The organism is Demequina gelatinilytica (genome assembly GCF_000971115.1).
GTDB lineage: Bacteria > Actinomycetota > Actinomycetes > Actinomycetales > Demequinaceae > Demequina > Demequina gelatinilytica.
Genome location: NZ_BBLV01000001.1, coordinates 161,674 through 181,377, shown reverse-complemented (window position 1 = coordinate 181,377; position 19,704 = coordinate 161,674). Strand labels below are relative to the sequence as shown.

Sequence of the window (19,704 nt, the reverse complement as noted above, 5' to 3'; positions counted from 1 at the left end):
ATGGCATGGCAGAGTTGACGATCAGCCCCGACGAGATCCGGGCTGCACTCGACAGCTACGTGAAGTCCTACGAGCCCAAGGGCGCCGTGGTCGACGAGGTGGGTCGCGTGACGCTCGCGGCCGACGGCATCGCGCAGGTCGAGGGGCTTCCGGGCTGCATGGCCAACGAGCTGCTGCGCTTCGAGGACGGCACGCTCGGCCTCGCGCTCAACCTCGACGTCCGCGAGATCGGCGTCGTGGTGCTCGGTGAGTTCACGGGTATCGAGGAGGGCCAGACGGTCCAGCGCACCGGCGAGGTGCTCTCCGTCGCGGTCGGCGACGGCTACCTCGGCCGCGTGGTCGACCCGCTCGGCAACCCGATCGACGGCCTCGGCGACATCGAGACCGAGGCGCGCCGCGCGCTCGAGCTCCAGGCGCCCGGCGTCATGCAGCGCAAGTCGGTGCACGAGCCCCTCCAGACGGGTCTCAAGGCCATCGACGCGATGATCCCGATCGGCCGTGGCCAGCGCCAGCTGATCATCGGCGACCGCCAGACCGGCAAGACCGCGATCGCGATCGACACGATCATCAACCAGAAGGCCAACTGGGAGAGCGGCGACCCGTCCAAGCAGGTCCGCTGCATCTACGTCGCCATCGGTCAGAAGGGCTCGACCATCGCCTCGGTGCGTGGCGCCCTCGAGGAGGCCGGCGCGCTCGAGTACACGACCATCGTCGCGGCCCCCGCGTCCGACCCGGCCGGCTTCAAGTACCTCGCGCCCTACACCGGCTCGGCCATCGGCCAGCACTGGATGTACGACGGCAAGCACGTCCTGATCATCTTCGACGACCTGTCGAAGCAGGCCGAGGCCTACCGTGCCGTGTCGCTGCTCCTGCGTCGCCCGCCGGGCCGCGAGGCGTACCCCGGCGACGTGTTCTACCTGCACAGCCGTCTGCTCGAGCGTTGCGCGAAGCTGTCGGACGAGATGGGCGCGGGCTCGATGACGGGTCTCCCGGTCATCGAGACCAAGGCCAACGACGTCTCGGCCTACATCCCGACCAACGTCATCTCGATCACCGACGGCCAGATCTTCCTCCAGTCGGACCTGTTCAACGCGAACCAGCGCCCCGCGGTCGACGTCGGTATCTCCGTGTCGCGCGTCGGTGGCTCCGCGCAGGTCAAGGCCATGAAGAAGGTCTCCGGCACGCTCAAGCTCGAGCTCGCGCAGTACCGCTCGCTCGAGGCGTTCGCGATGTTCGCGTCCGACCTCGACGCGGCCTCGCGCCAGCAGCTGACCCGTGGTGCACGCCTCATGGAGCTGCTCAAGCAGCCCCAGTACTCGCCGTTCCCGGTCGAGGAGCAGGTCGTGTCCGTGTGGGCCGGCACCAAGGGCAAGCTCGACAAGATCGCCGTGGGCGATGTGCTGCGCTTCGAGCGCGAGCTGCTCGACCACCTGCGTCGCAACACCTCGATCCTGTCCGACATCGCGACCACCGGTCAGCTGTCCGACGACAACGAGGCGGCGCTCCACACGCACGTCGACGACTTCGTCTCGACCTTCCTCGAGGGCGAGAGCGTGGCGCTGACCACGGACTCGACCGTCGACGACGGTGAGGGCGTCTCCGTCGAGCAGGAGCGCATCGTCGCGGAGAAGAAGTAGCCGATGGCCGGACAGCAGCGCGTCTATCGGCAGAAGATCAGGGCGACCAGCTCGCTCAAGAAGATCTTCCGCGCGATGGAGCTCATCGCGGCCTCGCGTATCGGGAAGGCCCGGCTCCGTGTGGAGCAGGCCACCCCGTACACGCGGGCCATCACGCGCGCGATCAGCGCGGTGGCGGCGCACTCGAGCGTCGACCACCCGCTGACGACCGTGCGGACGGACACCGGTCGCGTGGCCGTGCTGGTCATCAGCGCGGACCGTGGCATGGCGGGCGCGTACTCCGCGAACGTCATCCGTGAGGCCGAGCGCCTGCGCGGTCGCCTCCAGGCGGACGGCAAGGAGGTCGTGCAGTTCGCGGCCGGCCGCCGCGCGGTGTCGTACTACTCGTTCCGCCGGCGCGAGCTCGCGGGTCAGTGGACCGGCGCGTCCGACGCCCCGGAGCGCGAGACCGCCCGCGAGATGGCCCGTGCGCTCTTCGAGCGGTTCCAGGCGTCCAAGGAGGACGGCGGCGTCGACGAGATCTACATCGTCGGCACCCGGTTCGTCTCGATGGTGACGCAGCAGGCGATGGTCCTGCGTCTCCTGCCCCTCGAGATCGTCGAGGGCGTGGAGGAGACGGAGGAGGGCGAGATCGAGCCGTTGTACGACTTCGAGCCGTCGCCCGAGCTGGTGCTCGACGCGCTGCTGCCGCGCTACATCGAGTCGCGCATCTTCGCGAGCCTGCTGCACTGCGCGGCCTCCGAGCTCGCGAGCCGTCAGCGTGCGATGAACACCGCCACCTCGAACGCCGAGGACATCATCCGCAACTACACCCGACTCGCCAACCAGGCGCGTCAGGCCGAGATCACCCAGGAAATCAGCGAGATCGTCTCGGGCGCCGATGCGCTCGCGGCCTCGTGACAAGAAGCGAGAGATCATGACCACCACCGCAGAGACCACCCCGGCCAACGCCGCGGACGCGCCCGTCGTCGGTCGCGTCTCGCGAGTCGTCGGCCCGGTCGTCGACATCGAGTTCCCGGCCGACGCGATCCCCGACATCTACAACGCGCTCACGGTCGACATCGACCTGTCCTCGCAGGGCGAGGACGAGGGCGTGCTCCACATGACCCTCGAGGTCGCGCAGCACCTGGGCGACAACCTCGTCCGTGCCATCGCGCTGAAGCCCACGGACGGCCTCGTCCGCGGCGCCCAGGTCCTCGACACGGGCAAGCCGATCTCGGTGCCCGTCGGCGACATCACCAAGGGCCACGTGTTCAACGTGACCGGCGAGGTGCTGAACGCCAAGGAGGGCGAGAAGATCGAGGTCACCGAGACGTGGCCCATCCACCGCAAGGCGCCCGCCTTCGACCAGCTCGAGTCCAAGACCCAGATGTTCGAGACGGGCATCAAGGTCATCGACCTCCTCACCCCGTACGTGCAGGGTGGAAAGATCGGCCTCTTCGGTGGTGCGGGCGTCGGCAAGACCGTCCTCATCCAGGAGATGATCTACCGCGTCGCCAACAACCACAACGGTGTGTCGGTGTTCGCGGGCGTCGGTGAGCGCACCCGTGAGGGCAACGACCTCATCGAGGAGATGACCGAGTCCGGCGTCATCAAGCAGACCGCCCTGGTCTTCGGCCAGATGGACGAGCCGCCGGGCACGCGTCTGCGCGTCGCCCTGTCGGCGCTGACCATGGCGGAGTACTTCCGCGACGTCCAGAAGCAGGACGTGCTGCTGTTCATCGACAACATCTTCCGCTTCACGCAGGCGGGCTCCGAGGTGTCGACGCTGCTCGGCCGCATGCCCTCCGCGGTGGGCTACCAGCCCAACCTCGCGGACGAGATGGGCCAGCTCCAGGAGCGCATCACCTCGACCCGTGGCCACTCGATCACCTCGCTGCAGGCGATCTACGTGCCCGCGGACGACTACACCGACCCGGCGCCGGCCACCACGTTCGCGCACCTCGACGCGACCACGGAGCTGTCGCGTGAGATCGCGTCGCGCGGCCTCTACCCCGCGGTGGACCCGCTGACGTCGACCTCGCGCATCCTCGACCCGCGCTACGTGGGCCGCGACCACTACGAGACCGCGAACGCCGTGAAGTCGATCCTCCAGCGCAACAAGGAGCTGCAGGACATCATCGCGATCCTCGGTGTGGACGAGCTCTCGGAGGAGGACAAGATCATCGTCGCGCGTGCGCGCAAGATCCAGCAGTTCCTCTCGCAGAACACCTACATGGCGACCCAGTTCACGGGCGTCGAGGGTTCGACCGTGCCGCTGTCCGAGACCGTCGAGGCCTTCTCGGGCCTGGTCAACGGCAAGTACGACCACATCTCGGAGCAGGCGTTCTTCAACATCGGTGGTCTCGAGGACCTCGACAAGAACTGGGCGCGCATCCAGAAGGAGATCGGCTGATCATGGCCGGTCCTCTCACCGTCGACGTCGTCGCCCCCGACCGGGTCCTCTGGTCGGGGACGGCGGAGCGGCTCGTCGCGCCCACCGTGGAGGGCGAGATCGGCCTCCTGACCGGGCACGAGCCGGTGCTGTCCGTCCTGCGGGCCGGCACCGTGCGCGTGCGCGGCGGGGCCGACGGCGACGCCGAGTTCCCGATCTCCTCGGGCTTCGTGTCCTTCGACCGTGACGTGGTCACGGTCGTGGTCGAGCCCGTGGCCCCCGCCGAGGCGAAGGCTCCGGCCGCTCACTGATGCGGGTGGTGATCGCGCGCTGCGCGGCCCGGTACACCGGACGGCTGTCAGCGCATCTTCCGCTCGCGACCCGAGCCATCATGGTCAAGGCCGACGGCTCGGTCCTGCTCCATTCGGATGGCGGCTCGTACAAGCCGCTCAACTGGATGAGCCCGCCGTGCACTCTGCGGTCCTCCTCCCTCACGGAGGAGGCCGCGGAGCGCGGCGTCACCGAGGTCTGGGTGGTCCAGCACGACAAGACGGACGACCGCCTCGAGATCGAGCTCCACGAGGTGCTGTCCGACACCGAGCACGAGCTCGGGGTGGACCCGGGGCTCGTCAAGGACGGCGTCGAGGCGCACCTCCAGGAGCTCCTCGCGGCCCAGATCACGCTGCTCGGCGACGGGCACACCCTGGTGCGCCGCGAGTACATGACCGCGATCGGCCCGGTGGACATCCTCGCGCGCGACTCGGCCGGCGCCTCCGTCGCGATCGAGATCAAGCGTCGCGGCGAGATCGACGGCGTCGAGCAGCTCACGCGCTACCTCGAGCTCATGAACCGCGATCCGCTCCTCGCGCCCGTGCAGGGCGTGTTCGCCGCGCAGGAGATCAAGCCCCAGGCCCGCGTGCTCGCGGAGGACCGAGGCATCCGTTGCCTGCTCCTCGACTACGAGGCGATGAAGGGCGACGTGGACCTGAGCGACCGGCTCTTCTAGCTCTCCCACCCCGACAGCAGCAACGGATCCCGCGGGAACGATGCGGCGTGTCGGCCGTTCCTCGGCGCGACACGCCTGCGAACCGGGACCAGCTCCGTTGGCGCTGTCGGGTGAGGGGCTCGGGTCGAATCGTTTCGGCTAGGCTCGCATCCATGATCTTCCCCCAGGACTTCCTCTTCGGCGCGGCCACGGCCGCCTACCAGATCGAGGGCGCGGCCACCGAAGGCGGCCGCGGGCCGTCCATCTGGGACACGTTCTCGCACACGCCCGGCGCGGTGGTCGAGGGCGACACCGGCGACGTCGCGTGCGACCACTACCACCGGTGGGAGCGCGACATCGACATGATGGTCGACCTGGGTCTCCAGGCGTACCGCTTCTCCATCGCGTGGCCCCGCGTGCAGCCCACCGGCACGGGCGAGTTCAACCCCGAGGGCATCGCCTTCTACAGGGGCCTGGTGGCGCGTCTGCGCGAGAAGGGCATCGTGCCCCTCGCGACCCTGTACCACTGGGACCTCCCGCAGCCGCTCGAGGACAAGGGCGGCTGGCTCAGCCGCGACACGGTCGACGCGTTCGTCGCGTACGCGACCCGCATTGCGGAGGAGCTGGGCGCCGACGTCGAGACGTGGGCGACGTTCAACGAGCCGTGGGTGAGCTCGTTCGTGGGCTACGGCTCCGGCGCGCACGCGCCGGGCCATGCGGACGATGTCGAGGGCCTCACCGCCGCGCACCACCTGCTGCTCTCGCATGCACGCGCCTACCGCGCCATGAAGGCCGTGCGGCCCGACCTGCGCATCGGCATCGTCAACAACTCGCACACGCCGCGTCCGTGGGACCCGTCGAACCCCCTCGACCTCGCCGCGAGCGCGCACATCGATGCGCTCGCCAACGGCATGTTCCACCAGCCGTTCGTGGACGGCACGTACCCGGCGATCCTGCGACCCAACACCGAGCACCTCACCGACTGGGCGTTCGTGCAGCAGGGCGACCTCGAGGAGATGAAGGGCGCCGTCGACTGGTTCGGCGTGAACTACTACGCCTCCCACGTGGTGCGCCACAACGCGCACAAGGCCAAGGCCGCATCGGACGTCGCGACGCTCGCGGACGGCCACAAGGCCGGCGCCAACTCGCCGTGGCCGGGCGACGAGCAGATCGAGTTCATGACCCCTCCCGGGAAGATGACCGCGATGGGCTGGAACACGGACCCCGGCGCGCTCCACGCGCACCTCATGAAGATCCACCGGGAGACCGGGAAGCCGCTCTACGTCACCGAGAACGGCGGCGCGTGGGACGACGTGCTGGGTGAGGACGGCCGCATCCGCGACGCGGACCGCGTGAGCTACCTCCACGACCACATCGGCGCGGTGAGGACCGCGATCGAGGAGGGCGCCGACGTCCGCGGCTACATGGCCTGGAGCCTCATGGACAACTTCGAGTGGGCGCAGGGCTACGCCAAGCGCTTCGGGATCGTCCGCGTGGACTACGCGACCCAGGAGCGCCGCTGGAAGGACTCGGCCTACTGGTACCGCGCGACCATCGCGCGCCGCGGACCGCTGCCGCTCGCGGAGCTCGACGCGGCGGTGGAGACGCCCGCGCGCACGTACTGACCTCACGCTCCGCCCGTCCGGCGACGATGCGCCGGGCGGGGGAGCGGGGCACCGTGCGGCCGTAGACTGGACCCCATGCCTTCCGGTCGTCGCTCCTCCAAGCGCCCGTACGGCAGGCCCCACGAGGAGCTCGACGTCGATCGGGTGTGGGGCAACCGCGCGCGCATCGAGCGAGGCCCCCGGGGCGAGGACTTCTACGTCGCCATCCCGCGACCGACGGACCGCACCTTCGTGTGCCCCGGCTGCCATGGTGAGATCTCGGGCGCAGTGCAGCACGTGGTCGCCTGGCCGGTCGAGAGCATCATGGGCGCCGAGGCCGCCGCCGATGCGCGCCGGCACTGGCACACCGGCTGCTGGCAGGGCTTCGGGCGCGCCCGCTGAGGCGCTGAGAGAGGACACGATGACCGAGGACACCGAGAACCTGGTCGAGCTGCGCTCGATGACCGTGCTCCCTGCCGACCGCGAGGAGATCGTGCTGCGCACCGAGGACGGGCTCACGCTCGTGGGCGAGCTCGCGCTTCCCGCGCACGGCCCCGTCACGGGCACGCTCATCACGCTCCACCCTCTGCCGACGCACGGCGGCTTCATGGACTCGCACGTGTACCGCAAGGCCGCCTGGCGGCTTCCTGCGCTCGCCGGGCTCGCGGTGCTGCGCTTCAACACGCGCGGGACGTCCTCGCCGCGGGGGACCTCCGAGGGCCGCTTCGAGGAGGGCATCGGCGAGGCCGCCGATGTGCGCGCCGCGGTCGACTTCGCGGTGAGCCGGGGGCTCCCGCACCGGTGGCTCGTCGGCTGGAGCTTCGGCACGGAGCTCACGCTCATGCACGGCGCCGATCTGGACGTCGAGGGGGCGATCCTGCTGTCCCCGCCCCTGCATCGTGCCACCGAGGAGGACATGCGCCGTTGGGCGGCCACGGGCAAGCCGGTCACCGCGCTGGTCCCGGAGCACGACGACTTCCTCCAGCCGGAGGAGGCGCGCGAGCGCTTCGCACCGCTCACCCAGCTCGAGCTGATCGCCGTGCCCGAGGCGAAGCACCTGTGGGTGGGGGAGCGGTACGTGAGGCTGGTCCACCAGGCGATCGTCGAGCGCGTCGCGCCCGACCGCGCGCCGCTGCCCGACGCGGTGCCCGCGTCCATGGTGGAATGAGGTCAGGCCCGACCTCAAGGAGTCTCCCGTGAGCCTCGTACCCGACGGCACGCCCCTGGTCCTCCTCAACGCCTTCCCTGTCGACAGGTCCCAATGGGACCCGCTGCTGGAGGCGTTGCCCGCGCTCCCCGGCGACATCATCACGTTCGACGTGCCTGGCATCGGCGACATGCCGCTCCCGGACGAGGAGCCGTCGCTCGAGCTCGTCGCGGATGCCGCGGTGCTCGCGATGCGCGAGGTCACGGGGCATCGGAACGCGGTGTGGGTCGGCTGCTCGATGGGCGGCTACATCGCGATGGCCGTCGCCGAGCGTCACCCGGAGGCGGTCGCCGGGATCGGTCTGCTGGGCACCAAGTCGGAGGCCGACACGGACGAGGCGCGCGACGCCCGCCTCGCTCTCGCCGACCAGGTCGACGGCGCCGAGGGTCACCCGGATCCGCGCGGCGCTGCTGAGGGCCTGGTGGGCACGCAGGGCGAGGCGCGCGAGGCGCTTGTCGGGACGGTCGCGGCGAACATCGCGCGCCACGGCGGCGACGGCATCGCATGGGGGCAGCGCGCCATGGCGGCCCGTCCCGACCGCACCGAGGTGCTCTCGTCGCTCGAGGTCCCCGCCTTCGTGGCCGTAGGCGAGCACGATGCGATCGCCGGGCAGCCCGCCGCGCGCGCCATGGCGGCCTCGCTGGGGGTCGAGCCGGTGGTGCTGGAAGGCGTCGGGCACCTGTGCGCGGTCGAGGCGCCGGAGGCCGTCGCAGGGCTGGTCGCCGGCCTGATCGAGCGCGCCGAGACCGCATCCTGAGACGATCAGGCCCCCCGCGTTACCGATATGTGAAATTTGTGCCGCGGGTATGGCGCGCTCACGGTGCCCGTGTCACCATGCTGGTGCGGGGGCACCTCACCACGAGGGGGGCGTGAGGTGCCCCCTCCATCCACGTCCGGGAACCGCTGGTCATCCAGGCGCGATGCGGCGCCGGCGGGTGTCAGCCCCAGGAGTCGCCGCCCGCGAGGCGCTTGTCGAGCGCCTCCTGCAGCGGCAGGGACTCGCCGTCGCGCGCGCCGCGGCCCAGCTCGAGCGGGGGATCGGCGGGAGCGAGCGTCGCACCCCGGAGCCGTTCCATGAGCCCGCCCGGCGTCGACAGCACGTAGAAGCTCCCGTCGGTGCCGACGCCGACCGACCGGTCGCGCTTGAGGTACCACCCCGTCACATGCGTACGGATGCGGGAGCGGCCGTCGTACGTGCGCGCCGTGAGCGTCTCGGGGGCCAGCCCGGCCGCCTCGGCGTCGCGGACGAACGCCTCGATGAGGCCGGCCGCCGCGCGCGACTCCGCCTGCCGGCGCCGCTCGAGGGCGGCCGCCATCTCGAGACGGTCGTCGCGCGCGTCCACGTCAGGCCTCGGTGTGCTCGGCCTCGGCGTCGTGCTCGGCCTGGAGCCGGGTCGCGCGCGCGAGGTTGCCCACCGGGTCGGAGGACAGCAGCCCGCGGAGATCGTCCAGGTAGGTGGTGATGGACTCGCGCTGACGGTTGAGCTCGTCGACCTCGCGGGCGGCCATGGTGCGCTCGCGCTCGGCGTCGCTCACGGCCTCGGAGATGATGGCCTCGGCGTGCTCGCGCGCCTCCGAGACGATCTCGTCGGCGTTGTTGCGCGCGTTGGTGAGCAGGGTCTGCGAGTGGACCTCCGCCTCGCGGCGCACCGCCTCGGCACGCTCGAGGGTCGCGCTGAGGCGGTCCTCCGCCTCAGCGGTGCGGCGCTTCGCGTCCTCGACCATCGCCGCGGTCTCGGCGGTGGCCTCCTCGTGACGCTGCGTGAGCTCGCGCTCGGCCTGCTCGCGCTTGGTGGCGATGTCCAGCTCGAGGTCCTCGCGCGTGCGGCGTGCCTCCTCGTGAGCAGCCTCGGCCTCGGCCTGGGCCTCGTCGCGCAGACGCGTGGACTCGACCGTCGCGACCTGCACCAGGCGCTGCGACTCGGCGGTCGCGTTCGCGACGGCGTCCTTCGCCTCGCGCTCGGAGGAGGCACGCAGGTCGGAGGCCTGCTGCTGCGCCTTGCCCAGCGCGGCCTCGGCCTCGCGGGTGAGGCGCGTGGCGTCGGCATCGGCGGCGGAGCGCAGCTCGGCGAGCTCCGCGTTGACGGTCGCGCGCAGGTCCGCGGTCTCTGACTCGGCGGCCTGACGCAGCTGCAGCGTCTCGGTGGCGACGAGCGCACGCAGGGCGCCGGTCTCCTCGTCCGCCGCGCGGCGGGTGTCAGCGGCCTGACGGCGCGCGTCCTTGAGCTGGGCCTCGGCCTCGGCCCGCAGCTCCTCCGCCTCCGTGGCCGCGCCCTGGCGCAGCTCGGCGAGCTCGGCCGCGACGGCGTCGCGCAGCTCGGCGACCTCCTCGTCCGCGGCCTCGCGAACCTTGGTCGCGTACGCGTCCGCGTCGCGGCGCTGCTGCGCGGCGTAGGCGTCCGCGTCGCGGCGCTGCTGCGCGGCGTAGGCGTCGGCCGCACGGTGCTGCTCGGCGGCGTACGCCTCGGCGCCCTGGCGCTCCTTGGTGGCGTACGCGTCGGCGGCGCGGCGCGTCTCGCCCGCGTACGCATCGGCCTCCCGGCGCGTGTCGGCGTCGTAGGCCTCGGTCTCCTGGCGCTGGGCCGTGACCCAGGTCTCGAGCGCGAGGCGGTCGGCCGCGAGCTCGTCGACCGTGGCCTGGCGCAGGTCCACCTCCCACGTCTCGGTCTCGTGGCGGAGCTCCGCGGCCCAGGCCTCGGTGGCCTGGCGCAGGTCCACATCCCAGGCCTCGGTCTCCTTGCGGAGCGCCGCGACCTCGGCGGCGGCCTCCGCGCGCCATCCGGCGACCTCGGCGGCGGCGCCGTCGCGCAGCGCTGCGACCTCGTCGCCGACCTCCTCGCGCAGCGCGGCGGCCCAGGCATCGGTCTCCTTGCGCAGCCCGGTCGCGTACGCCTCGGCATCGCGGCGCTCGGCGGCGGCCCAGGCATCGGTCTCCTTGCGCAGCCCGGTCGCGTACGCCTCGGCATCGCGGCGCTCGGCCGCCGTGGCGTTCTCGGTCTCCTGGCGCAGGTGCGCGACCCACGCCTCCGTCTCCTGGCGCAGCTCGGCCGCGTACGCCTCGGAGCTGTCGCGCAGCTCGGTCGCCTCGGTCTGGGCGGCGGTGCGCAGCTCGGCGGCCTCGCGGGCCGCGACCGCGCGCAGCTCGGCGGTCTCCTGCTCGGTGTTGTGACGGAGCTGGGCGACATCCTCGGCGGCCGCGTGGCGCACCTCCGCCACGTAGGCATCCGCCTCGCGGCGCTGGTGGCCGGTCTCGCGCTCGGCAAGCGCGCGCAGCTGCGCCGCCTCCTCGCTCGCCAGGCGTCGGAGCTCGGTCGCGGCGGCCTCGGCGGCGTCGCGCGTCTCCTGCGCCTCCTCGGCGGCCTGCGCGAGCGCCGCCTGGGCATCGTTGCGCATCGTCGACGCGTCGCTCTCCGCGGAGATGCGCGTGTCGGAGGCCTCCGCCTCCGCGACCGCGCGCAGGTTCGCCGCCTCGCGCTCCGCCTCGGCGATCGAGTGGCCCGCGGCGGCCTCCGCCGCCTTGCGCGTGGCCGCGGCCTCGTCCCGCGCCTCGGCGACGATGCGCGTGGCATCGGCCTTGAGACGCTCCGTCTCGACCCGCGTCGCCTCGGTGAGCTCGTCGACCTCCGTGTGCGCGGCGGCCAGGAAGGCCGCGGCGTCGTCCCGGAGACGGCTCGACTCCTGATGCGCGTGCGCGAGCTTCTGCTCCGCCTCGGTCCGCGCGGCGTCGACCAGGTCGGCCGCCTCGCGCTGGCTCGTGACGCGCAGCTCGGTGGCCTCGCGCTCGACGGTGGCACGCACGGTGTGCGCCTCGCGCTCGCCGGTCGCGCGCACCTCGGCGGCCTCGGCCTCCGCGGCCGAGCGGATCCGCTCCGCCTCGCGCTGGGCGCGCTCGACGGACTCGCCGGCCTGGCGCTCCGCGGCCTCGCGGACGCCCCCGGCGAGGTGCTCCGCCTGCGTCTTGATCTCATCGGCCTCGCGGCGGCTCTGCGCGAGGATCTCCGCGACCTCGTTGTCCGCGCGTGCCCGCAGCTGCTGGGCGGCGACGTTGGCACGCGCGACCGTGTCCTGCGCATGCGTGTTCGCACGGGCGATGACGTCGGAGGACTGCTCCTCGGCGGAGCGCAGCAGCTGCTCGACCCTCGCGCCGAGGCCCTTGTACGTCGGCTGCTCGGACTCGCGCAGCGCCTTCTGGGCCTCATCGAGCGAGCCGCGGGCCTGCTGCGCCTCGCGGCGTGCCTGCTCCGCAGCGGCCGCCTGCTCGCGTGCGGCGTCCTCGAGCCGCGCGATGTGGGCGGCGACGGCCTCCCGGTCGTAGCCGCGCATCGCAAGCGGGAACGGCAGGTTCTCTTCGGCCATGACTCTCCTCGATCGCGCGGAGGGGGCCGCGCGGGTCTCGCATTCGCCCCTCAGGGTAGTGCCCGTGCAGGGCCCGGAACAAAGTCGCCCCCGACAGCGTTGGCCGCAAGTCTCGTAGAGTGAACAGCGAGACGAACGGAGACACACGTGACTTTGCGCACCACCGCGCTGATCGCGGGCGCGCTCGGGCTGCTCCTCCTCATCGGCGGGCTGATCGCCGATGCGATGCGCCCGGCCGCCTTCGGCACCCCATCTGCCTCGCTCGACACCCCGGTCCTGCTGCTCGGGCCGGAGATGGTCGCGATGGCCCCGGGCGGGACCATCACCGTCGAGGGCACCAGCGAGATCACCGCCTACTCGGGCCGGGTCGAGGACGCCGAGGCGTGGGCCGCGACCCGATCGGCCACGGTCGTGACGGGCGTCCCCACCTGGGAGGAGCTCGCGACCGACAGCTTCGCCGAGGCCTCGCCCGAGCCGTCCGCCTCCGCCACGGCCGACGCCGCAGCGGATCCCTCGGCCTCCGCCTCGGCGCAGCCGAGCGGATCCGCGGAGGCCTCGGCTTCGCCGTCGGCCGAGCCGGGCGCCTCCGCGGCGCCGGTGGAGATCGCGGACATCTGGCGCGACTCGTGGACGGGTGAGGACGGCACGCTCGTGCTCGACACCGACACCCTCCCCGTGGGCCTCGAGATCGTGGTCGAGTCGACGGACGGCTCGCCGCTGTCCGCGGTCTCGATGCGCATCGACCGCGTCGTCAACGACAGCTGGGTCAAGCCGCTCAAGCTGTGGGGCGGGTTCCTCGCGATCGTGGGGCTCATCGCGCTCGTGTTCCTGTTCATCGATCATCGCCACGCGGGCTCCAAGGTCGAGACCGCGGTGGCGAGCCGCAAGCCGGCGGCTCCCGCCACCCCGGGCGGACGCCGCGAGCGTCGGGAGGCGCTCACGGCCTCGGGCGGCATCCCGCTCGTGACGGCGGAGGAGGATCCGACCACCGGCGAGCACCCGCTCGTGGAGGGCACGGAGCACGATGCGCCCAGGGACGGGCACGACGACGAGGAGGACCGCGCATGAGGCGGCAGGCGGCGATCGCGGGAGCGGTCGCGATCGGGCTGGCGACCCTCGCGGGGTGCACCCCTGACGTCCCGCCCGCGGTAGCGGCCCCCGCCGCGCAGGAGACGTCCGCGATCACGCAGACGCAGATCGACCGGATCGTCCCCGAGACCTTCGAGGAGCTCGCGGCGGCGGACGAGAAGCGCAAGGTGTCGCTGCTCGGCGACCGCGTCGGTGGCGCGGTGCCCAACGTCCGCAAGGCGCAGTACGCGATGGTCAAGGCAGGCGACAAGGCCGCGCTCGAGGAGATCCCGTCGACCATGCAGGCGGTGTACGTCTCCGCCGAGGGCGCGTTCCCCCGCATGATGATCGGTGTCTCGGACGCCCCGAAGGACAGCACGCCTGTGGTGCTCCTGTGGCTGCAGGAGGACATCGACTCGGAGTACGTGCTCCAGGACTGGGCTCACATGGTTCCGGGCGCGACGCTGCCCGCGATGCCCGGCACCGCGGTGGGCTCGAGCCAGCTCGCGCTCGACGATGCCACCGTGACGCCTTCTCCCCAGAAGGTGGTCGAGGACTACGTCACGCTGCTGCGCGAGGGCGCCGGCTCCGATCTTGCGGACGAGTTCGCCCCCGACACCTTCCGCGATCGGCTGTTCGCGTCGCGCAAGGTGCTCAACACCGCGGCCAAGAAGGGCGACGGCAAGTACGTCGACACCATCGAGACGCGCGAGGACGACACGTACGCGATCGCGACCGCCGACGGCGGGGCGCTCGTGTTCGCTCCGATCGTCGTGAGGTCCTCGCTGCGGGTCGAGGGCGGCGCGACGGTGTCGATCTCCGACTCGGACAAGGCGCTCGTCGACGGCAAGCTCAAGGACCGGGTCACCCACCGGTACCGCGACATGCTCGTCATCCACATCCCGCCGGCCTCGGACACGGAGGCCAAGCCCGCCGTCGTCGCCGCGGACCACCATCTCATCAGCGTCGCGGCGAAGTAGCCCGACCGGAACGACCGAGGAGACTCATGACCGACATCCCCGGCGCCATGCGCGGCGCCGTCGACCTGGCGGCGCTCGCGGCACGGTCGCGACGTGCCGACTCGGGGCTCGCGACCATCGACGAGGCGGCGTTCCAGGAGCTCGCGCAGCAGTCGCTGCAGCGTCCCGTGGTCATCGCCTTCGTCTCGTCGGCCTCGCCGCAGAGCGAGGAGATCGCGCGCGAGATCGAGAGCGCCGCCGCAGCGGTGGGGGTGACCGCGGCCGCGTGCGACGTCGACGCCCAGCCGGCGATCGCGCAGGCCTTCCAGATCCGCGCCGTGCCGGCAGCCGTCGCGCTCGTCGGCGGCCGGCCGGCGCCGCTGTTCCAGGGCGCGGCGACGCGCGAGCAGATCGACGAGGTGCTGGGCCAGGTGGTCGCGGCCGCACGCCAGATGGGAGCCGCCGAGGGTCTCGGCGAGCCGACCGGTGCGCCTCAGGCCGAGCCGGAGCCGCCGCTGCCGCCGCTGCACCAGGAGGCGTACGACGCGATCGAGCGCGGCGACATGGACGCGGCCGAGGCCGCGTACGACAAGGCGCTGCGGGAGAACCCCAAGGATGCCGACGCGCGCGCGGGTCGCTCGCAGGTGCGCCTGATGGCGCGCTCGCGTCTGGCCGATCCTCAGGCCGTGCGGGCCGCGGCCGCCGCGGCACCGGACGATGTCGACGCCCAGCTCGCGGTCGCGGACCTCGACGTCCTCGGGGGCATGCTCGACGACGCCTTCGGTCGGCTCGTCGACCTGGTGCGCGTCACCTTCGGCGACGACCGTGAGCGCGTGCGTGCGCGCCTGCTCGAGCTGTTCGACGTGGTCGACCCCGCGGATGCGCGCGTCCTGCGCGCACGCCAGGCGCTCGCCTCGGCGCTCTACTGACCCGCCTCCCCGCTGACGGTCGCAACGGGATCGGGGACGGCGCGCCGGGCGACCGGCGCATCGTCCCCGATCCCGCGGCGCGCCGCCGCGAGATCCGTCGGGCTGTCTGGACCGGTGGGTCAGCGTGACGGGCGCAGCACCACCGCGCCCAGCGGGGGCACACGGATCTCCGCGACCGCGGGGAACCCATGCATCTCGCGCTCGCGTGCCTCGATGTGGCCGAGGTTGCCCACGCCGGAGCCGCCGTAGGCCTCGGCATCCGTGTTGAACACCTCGTCCCAGCCGCCCGCGCGGGGCAGCGGCAGCATGTAGCCCTCGTGCGGGACCCCCGCGAAGTTCACGATCACCGCGACGGGGTTGCCTGCATCGTCCATGCGCAGGTACGCCAGGGTGTTGCGGCGCGAGTCGTCGGCGTCGATCCAGCGGAAGCCGCTCGCATCCGAGTCCCGCTCGAACAGCTCGGGCAGGCCCTTGTAGAGGTGGTTGAGGTCGGCGACCATGCGGCGCACGCCCTCGTGCAGGTGGTCCTCGAGATGCCACCAGTCGAGCGAGCGGCCCTCCGACCACTCGGCGTACTGGCCGAACTCGCATCCCATGAAGAGCAGCTGCTTGCCGGGATGCGTCCACTGGTACGCGAGCAGCGCGCGCAGGCCGGCCATCCGCTGCCAGTGGTCGCCAGGGAAGCGGTCGACCAGCGAGCCCTTGCCGTGCACCACCTCGTCGTGCGAGAGCGGCAGCATGAAGTGCTCCGAGAACGCGTACATGAGCGAGAACGTCACGGTGTGGTGGTGGTACGAGCGGTGCACAGGCTCCTCGCTCATGTACCGCAGCGTGTCGTTCATCCAGCCCATGTTCCACTTGAGCCCGAAGCCGAGCCCGCCCTGGCTGGTCGGCGCCGTGACGCCCGGCCACGCGGTCGACTCCTCGGCGATCATGACGATGCCCGGGGCCGTGCGGTAGGCCGTCGCGTTGGTCTCCTGGAGGAACGCGATCGCGTCGAGGTTCTCGCGGCCGCCGTGCACGTTGGGGCGCCACTGGCCGGCCTCGCGCGAGTAGTCGAGGTAGAGCATCGACGCGACGGCGTCGACGCGCAGGCCGTCGGCGTGGAACTCGTGCAGCCAGTAGACGGCGTTCGCGACCAGGAAGTTGCGCACCTCCGCGCGGCCGAAGTCGAAGATGAAGGTGCCCCAGTCGGGCTGCTCGCCGCGCAGCGGGTCCGGGTGCTCGTACAGGGGCGTGCCGTCGAAGCGGCCCAGCGCCCACTCGTCCTTGGGGAAGTGGCCCGGCACCCAGTCGAGGATGACGCCGACGCCTGCCCGGTGCAGGGTGTCGATCAGGAACCGCAGCTCGTCGGGCGAGCCGAAGCGCGCGGTCGGCGCGTAGTAGCCCGAGACCTGGTAGCCCCACGAGCCGCCGAAGGGGTGCTCCATGACGGGCAGGAACTCGACGTGGGTGAAGCCCATCTCGGTGACGTAGGCGGTGAGCTGCTCCGCGAGCTCGACGTAGCCGAGCCCCTGGCGCCAGGATCCGAGGTGGACCTCGTAGACGCTCATGGCGGAGCGGTGGGGCTGGGACGAGGCGCGGTGGGCGAGCCAGTCCTGGTCGCCCCACTCGTACGTGGACTCCTCGACCACCGAGGCGGTGGCGGGCGGGTTCTCGGTGCGGCGCGCCATCGGGTCGGCCTTCTGGCGCCAGTGCCCGTTCTTGTCGAGGATCTCGAACTTGTACTTGGTGCCCGCGGACACGCCGGGGATGAAGAGCTCCCAGATGCCCGAGGAGCCCAGGGTCCGCATCGCGTGCGTCGCGCCCTGCCAGCTGTTGAACTCGCCCACGACCCTGACGGCGCGCGCGTTCGGCGCCCACACCGCGAAGTCGGTGCCCTCGACGTCGCCGAGCACGGACTCGAGCCTCCGGACGTTGGCCCCCAGCGCCTCCCACAGGCGCTCGTGGCGGCCCTCGCGGATGAGGTGGAGGTCGAGCTCGCCCAGCAGCGGCAGGAACCGGTACGGGTCGTCGGAGACCGAGGTGGTCTCGCCGTACGTCGTGTGCACGCGGTAGTCCGGCACGCCGTCGCCGGGCACGAGCACCACCCAGATGCCGTGGTGCTCGTGCTCGGCGGGGAAGCGTCCCGCGAGGGTCTCGATCTCGACGGCGTCGGCCAGCGGCCGGAGCACCCGGATCACCGCGCCGTCCGCGACCGGATGCGGTCCGAGGACGGCGTGCGGGTCGTGATGCGTGCCGCGAGCGATGTCGGCGAGCACGGCAGGGTCCAGGCGTCGAGGCATCAGCACCGTCCAGTCGGGAGGCAGGGAAGGGTCACGGTCGCACCGCCGCCACATGCACGAGCGACACCGCGGGGTCGAGCCGCACGTAGAAGTCACGGCTCCACGTGTAGGTGGCGCCGCCGACCACGTCGTCGACCACCAGCCGGGCATCGTCCGCGAGGCCGAGCGCCGGCATGTCCAGGGTCACCACGCCGGACTGCACGTGGTGGGGGTCGAAGCTCGCGACCACCACCACGGTGTCGGCCTTGCCGGTGGGGGACTCGGCCGCCGGGACGTGGCGCGAGAAGCACAGGATCTCGGGGTTGGTGGTCGGGTGCACGCGCAGCCCGCGCAGGCGCCGCAGCGCGGGGTGCTTGCGACGGGCCTCGTTGAGGCTGCGCAGCAGGGACGCGATCCCGTAGCGGTCGGCGTCGGACCAGTCGCGCGGCTTGAACTCGTACTTCTCGTTGTCGATCTGCTCCTCGACGCCGGGGCGCGGGACGTTCTCCACGAGCTCGTAGCCGGTGTAGATGCCGTACGACGGCGAGCCGGTCGCGGCGAGCGCCGCGCGCATGCGCCACAGCGCGGGCCCGCCGTGCTGCATGTCCGGCGTGAGGATGTCGTGCGTGGTGGGCCAGAAGTTCGGGCGCATGTAGAACGACGAGTCGCCCGAGACCTCCTCGAGGTACTCGCCCATCTCCTCGGCGTTCTGACGCCACGTGAAGTACGTGTAGCTCTGGTGGAAGCCGATCTTCGCGAGCGTGTGCATCATCGCGGGCCGCGTGAACGCCTCCGCGAGGAAGATCACGTCCGGGTGCTCCTGAGCGATCTCGCCGAGCAGCCGCTCCCAGAACGTGAGCGGCTTGGTGTGGGGGTTGTCGACACGGAACAGGGTCACGCCCGCGTCGATCCACACCTCGAGCATGTCCTTGATCGCGTGGTAGATGCCCTCGGGGTCGTTGTCGAAGTTCAGGGGGTAGATGTCCTGATACTTCTTGGGCGGGTTCTCCGCGTACGCGATGGTCCCGTCGAGGCGCTGCGTGAACCACTCCGGGTGCTCCTCGACCCACGGGTGGTCGGGGGAGCACTGGAGCGCGATGTCGAGCGCGACCTCGAGCCCCACGCTCCTGGCGGCCTTGACGAAGGCCCGGAAGCCGCGCATCGTCCCCAGGTCGGGGTGGACGGCGTCGTGGCCCCCTTCCACGCCGCCGATCGCGTACGGGCTGCCCGGGTCGCCGGGCTCCGCCTTGAGCGAGTTGTTGCGGCCCTTGCGGTGCGTGACACCGATGGGGTGGATGGGCGTGAGGTAGACGACGTCGAAGCCCATGTCCGCGATGGCGGGCAGGCGCTTGGCCGCGGTGGTGAAGGTGCCCGAGTGCCACTGGCCCGTGCGCTTGTTGAGGCGTGCGCCCTCGGAGCGCGGGAAGATCTCGTACCAGGCGGACACGAGCGCGCGCTCGCGCTGGACCACGAGCGGGTACTCGCGCGACGACGAGACGTCGTCGCGCAGCGGCGCGGAGGTCATCGCGGCGCGCATCTCGGGCGACGATGCGGGGGCCAGGCGGGCCTCGGGGTCGAGGGAGCCGTCCTGGAGGGAGGCGATCGCCTTCTCGAGCAGCGCCTTGCGCGCGGGGGTGTGGCGGACCTGGTGGAGCGCACGCGTCAGCACGAGCACGCCCTCGTCGAGCATGAGCTGGACGTCGACGCCGGCGTGGATCTTCACCTCGGCTGCGTGGAGCCACGTGGAGAAGGGGTCGGACCACGCCTCGACGCGGAACGAGTGCGCGCCCTCGTGCTTGGGGACGTAGGCGGCGCGGTAGCGGCTGTTGCCCCAGTCGTCGAGCGGCATCGGCAGGCGCTCGTGGCGGCCGTCGGGCTTGGTGATCACCACGGTGGCGCCCTCGGAGTCGTGCCCCTCGCGGAAGATCGTCGCGGTGATCGGCACCGCCTCGCCCACCACGGCGCGGGCGGGCCAGCGCCCTTCCTCGAGCGAGGGCTGCACGCCGACGATGGGGATGCGACCGACAGACGTCTCAGGAGTGCGGGCCATGCCCCGAACCTACTCGTAATGAGGCGTGATGGGTACCGCGAGGGGCTCAGGCGCGCCGCGGCCCGCCCGCGTGGACTTGCGCCCCGGGGAGAACGATGTATCGTGTGGGCCACGGCGAATGTAACCGCTTGCATCCAATGGAGGTTGTGCGCGGTCACAGTTCGATAACGACGGATACCGAATGCATCACAGGCGGGCGTCCGGAGTTGCGCCGGAACCGCCTGTGGATATAGAACTGTGAACGGTCCCAGTCGGGGCGGCCAAAGTTGGC

At 71.8% G+C, this 19,704-nt stretch carries 16 protein-coding genes; 12 read left to right on the top strand and 4 right to left on the bottom strand.

Features of this window, described 5'->3' with window-relative positions; all coding sequences use genetic code 11:
* Nucleotides 1-5: 5 nt before the first annotated feature.
* The 9 genes from atpA to AOM00_RS00745 all read left to right on the top strand — a co-directional run bounded on the left by atpA (nucleotide 6) and on the right by AOM00_RS00745 (nucleotide 8,564).
* Nucleotides 6-1,637 carry a F0F1 ATP synthase subunit alpha gene (gene atpA / locus AOM00_RS00785; protein WP_062515973.1) on the top strand — a complete coding sequence of 544 codons (1,632 nt, stop codon included), beginning with the start codon at nucleotides 6-8 and terminating at the stop codon, nucleotides 1,635-1,637.
* 3 nt (nucleotides 1,638-1,640) lie between these two features.
* On the top strand, nucleotides 1,641-2,537 hold the full coding sequence (locus tag AOM00_RS00780; RefSeq protein ID WP_062515972.1) for a F0F1 ATP synthase subunit gamma: 897 nt from the start codon (nucleotides 1,641-1,643) through the stop codon (nucleotides 2,535-2,537).
* A gap of 16 nt (nucleotides 2,538-2,553) precedes the next feature.
* A complete protein-coding gene (gene atpD, locus AOM00_RS00775) occupies nucleotides 2,554-4,032 on the top strand; it encodes a F0F1 ATP synthase subunit beta (protein ID WP_062302896.1) in 1,479 nt (492 codons plus the stop codon).
* 2 nt (nucleotides 4,033-4,034) lie between these two features.
* On the top strand, nucleotides 4,035-4,322 hold the full coding sequence (locus tag AOM00_RS00770) for a F0F1 ATP synthase subunit epsilon (RefSeq protein WP_062302536.1): 288 nt from the start codon (nucleotides 4,035-4,037) through the stop codon (nucleotides 4,320-4,322).
* Nucleotides 4,322-5,017 carry an endonuclease NucS gene (gene nucS / locus AOM00_RS00765; RefSeq protein WP_062515971.1) on the top strand — a complete coding sequence of 232 codons (696 nt, stop codon included), beginning with the start codon at nucleotides 4,322-4,324 and terminating at the stop codon, nucleotides 5,015-5,017. The genes AOM00_RS00770 and nucS overlap by 1 nt, the downstream gene beginning before the upstream one ends.
* Nucleotides 5,018-5,169: 152 nt before the next feature.
* Nucleotides 5,170-6,621 (top strand): glycoside hydrolase family 1 protein, encoded by a 1,452-nt coding sequence (locus AOM00_RS00760; protein ID WP_062515970.1) that lies wholly within the window; start codon nucleotides 5,170-5,172, stop codon nucleotides 6,619-6,621.
* Between the two features lie 75 nt (nucleotides 6,622-6,696).
* On the top strand, nucleotides 6,697-7,002 hold the full coding sequence (locus AOM00_RS00755; RefSeq protein WP_062515969.1) for an Rv1322 family protein: 306 nt from the start codon (nucleotides 6,697-6,699) through the stop codon (nucleotides 7,000-7,002).
* Nucleotides 7,003-7,021: 19 nt separating this feature from the next.
* Nucleotides 7,022-7,768, top strand: a complete 747-nt coding sequence (locus AOM00_RS00750) for an alpha/beta hydrolase (RefSeq protein WP_062515968.1) — start codon at nucleotides 7,022-7,024, stop codon at nucleotides 7,766-7,768.
* 28 nt (nucleotides 7,769-7,796) lie between these two features.
* Nucleotides 7,797-8,564: an alpha/beta fold hydrolase gene (locus AOM00_RS00745; protein ID WP_062515967.1), complete on the top strand. Its 768-nt coding sequence runs from the start codon at nucleotides 7,797-7,799 to the stop codon at nucleotides 8,562-8,564.
* Nucleotides 8,565-8,745: 181 nt separating this feature from the next.
* Here the strand turns inward: AOM00_RS00745 and AOM00_RS00740 are convergent, their stop codons facing one another.
* On the bottom strand, nucleotides 8,746-9,150 hold the full coding sequence (locus tag AOM00_RS00740; protein WP_228373359.1) for a hypothetical protein: 405 nt from the start codon (nucleotides 9,148-9,150) through the stop codon (nucleotides 8,746-8,748).
* Nucleotide 9,151: 1 nt separating this feature from the next.
* Nucleotides 9,152-12,163: a hypothetical protein gene (locus AOM00_RS00735; protein WP_062515966.1), complete on the bottom strand. Its 3,012-nt coding sequence runs from the start codon at nucleotides 12,161-12,163 to the stop codon at nucleotides 9,152-9,154.
* A gap of 147 nt (nucleotides 12,164-12,310) precedes the next feature.
* On the opposite strand from AOM00_RS00735, the gene AOM00_RS00730 reads away from it, so the two are divergent.
* The 3 genes from AOM00_RS00730 to AOM00_RS00720 are packed head-to-tail and all read left to right on the top strand — an operon-like array spanning nucleotide 12,311 to nucleotide 15,119.
* Nucleotides 12,311-13,231 (top strand): hypothetical protein, encoded by a 921-nt coding sequence (locus AOM00_RS00730; protein WP_156158956.1) that lies wholly within the window; start codon nucleotides 12,311-12,313, stop codon nucleotides 13,229-13,231.
* Nucleotides 13,228-14,211 carry a DUF8094 domain-containing protein gene (locus AOM00_RS00725; RefSeq protein WP_062515964.1) on the top strand — a complete coding sequence of 328 codons (984 nt, stop codon included), beginning with the start codon at nucleotides 13,228-13,230 and terminating at the stop codon, nucleotides 14,209-14,211. Before AOM00_RS00730 ends, AOM00_RS00725 begins: the two co-directional genes overlap by 4 nt.
* A 26-nt stretch (nucleotides 14,212-14,237) precedes the next feature.
* Nucleotides 14,238-15,119 (top strand): tetratricopeptide repeat protein, encoded by an 882-nt coding sequence (locus tag AOM00_RS00720; protein ID WP_062515963.1) that lies wholly within the window; start codon nucleotides 14,238-14,240, stop codon nucleotides 15,117-15,119.
* Between the two features lie 119 nt (nucleotides 15,120-15,238).
* Here AOM00_RS00720 and glgB read toward each other — a convergent pair whose 3' ends face one another.
* Both glgB and AOM00_RS00710 read right to left on the bottom strand, forming a co-directional pair.
* Complete coding sequence (gene glgB / locus AOM00_RS00715; RefSeq protein WP_062515962.1) at nucleotides 15,239-17,404, bottom strand: 1,4-alpha-glucan branching protein GlgB; 2,166 nt, start codon at nucleotides 17,402-17,404, stop codon at nucleotides 15,239-15,241.
* A gap of 31 nt (nucleotides 17,405-17,435) precedes the next feature.
* Nucleotides 17,436-19,433 carry an alpha-1,4-glucan--maltose-1-phosphate maltosyltransferase gene (locus tag AOM00_RS00710; RefSeq protein ID WP_062515961.1) on the bottom strand — a complete coding sequence of 666 codons (1,998 nt, stop codon included), beginning with the start codon at nucleotides 19,431-19,433 and terminating at the stop codon, nucleotides 17,436-17,438.
* Nucleotides 19,434-19,704 lie beyond the last annotated feature (271 nt).

Excerpts from the sequence above, each read along its gene's own strand:
- atpA (WP_062515973.1), top strand. The coding sequence starts at position 6 with ATGGCAGAGTTGACGATCAGCCCCGACGAGATCCGGGCTGCACTCGAC.
- AOM00_RS00780 (WP_062515972.1), top strand. The coding sequence starts at position 1,641 with ATGGCCGGACAGCAGCGCGTCTATCGGCAGAAGATCAGGGCGACCAGC.
- atpD (WP_062302896.1), top strand. The coding sequence starts at position 2,554 with ATGACCACCACCGCAGAGACCACCCCGGCCAACGCCGCGGACGCGCCC.
- AOM00_RS00770 (WP_062302536.1), top strand. The coding sequence starts at position 4,035 with ATGGCCGGTCCTCTCACCGTCGACGTCGTCGCCCCCGACCGGGTCCTC.
- nucS (WP_062515971.1), top strand. The coding sequence starts at position 4,322 with ATGCGGGTGGTGATCGCGCGCTGCGCGGCCCGGTACACCGGACGGCTG.
- AOM00_RS00760 (WP_062515970.1), top strand. The coding sequence starts at position 5,170 with ATGATCTTCCCCCAGGACTTCCTCTTCGGCGCGGCCACGGCCGCCTAC.
- AOM00_RS00755 (WP_062515969.1), top strand. The coding sequence starts at position 6,697 with ATGCCTTCCGGTCGTCGCTCCTCCAAGCGCCCGTACGGCAGGCCCCAC.
- AOM00_RS00750 (WP_062515968.1), top strand. The coding sequence starts at position 7,022 with ATGACCGAGGACACCGAGAACCTGGTCGAGCTGCGCTCGATGACCGTG.
- AOM00_RS00735 (WP_062515966.1), bottom strand. The coding sequence starts at position 12,163 with ATGGCCGAAGAGAACCTGCCGTTCCCGCTTGCGATGCGCGGCTACGAC.
- AOM00_RS00725 (WP_062515964.1), top strand. The coding sequence starts at position 13,228 with ATGAGGCGGCAGGCGGCGATCGCGGGAGCGGTCGCGATCGGGCTGGCG.
- AOM00_RS00720 (WP_062515963.1), top strand. The coding sequence starts at position 14,238 with ATGACCGACATCCCCGGCGCCATGCGCGGCGCCGTCGACCTGGCGGCG.
- glgB (WP_062515962.1), bottom strand. The coding sequence starts at position 17,404 with ATGCCTCGACGCCTGGACCCTGCCGTGCTCGCCGACATCGCTCGCGGC.
- AOM00_RS00710 (WP_062515961.1), bottom strand. The coding sequence starts at position 19,433 with ATGGCCCGCACTCCTGAGACGTCTGTCGGTCGCATCCCCATCGTCGGC.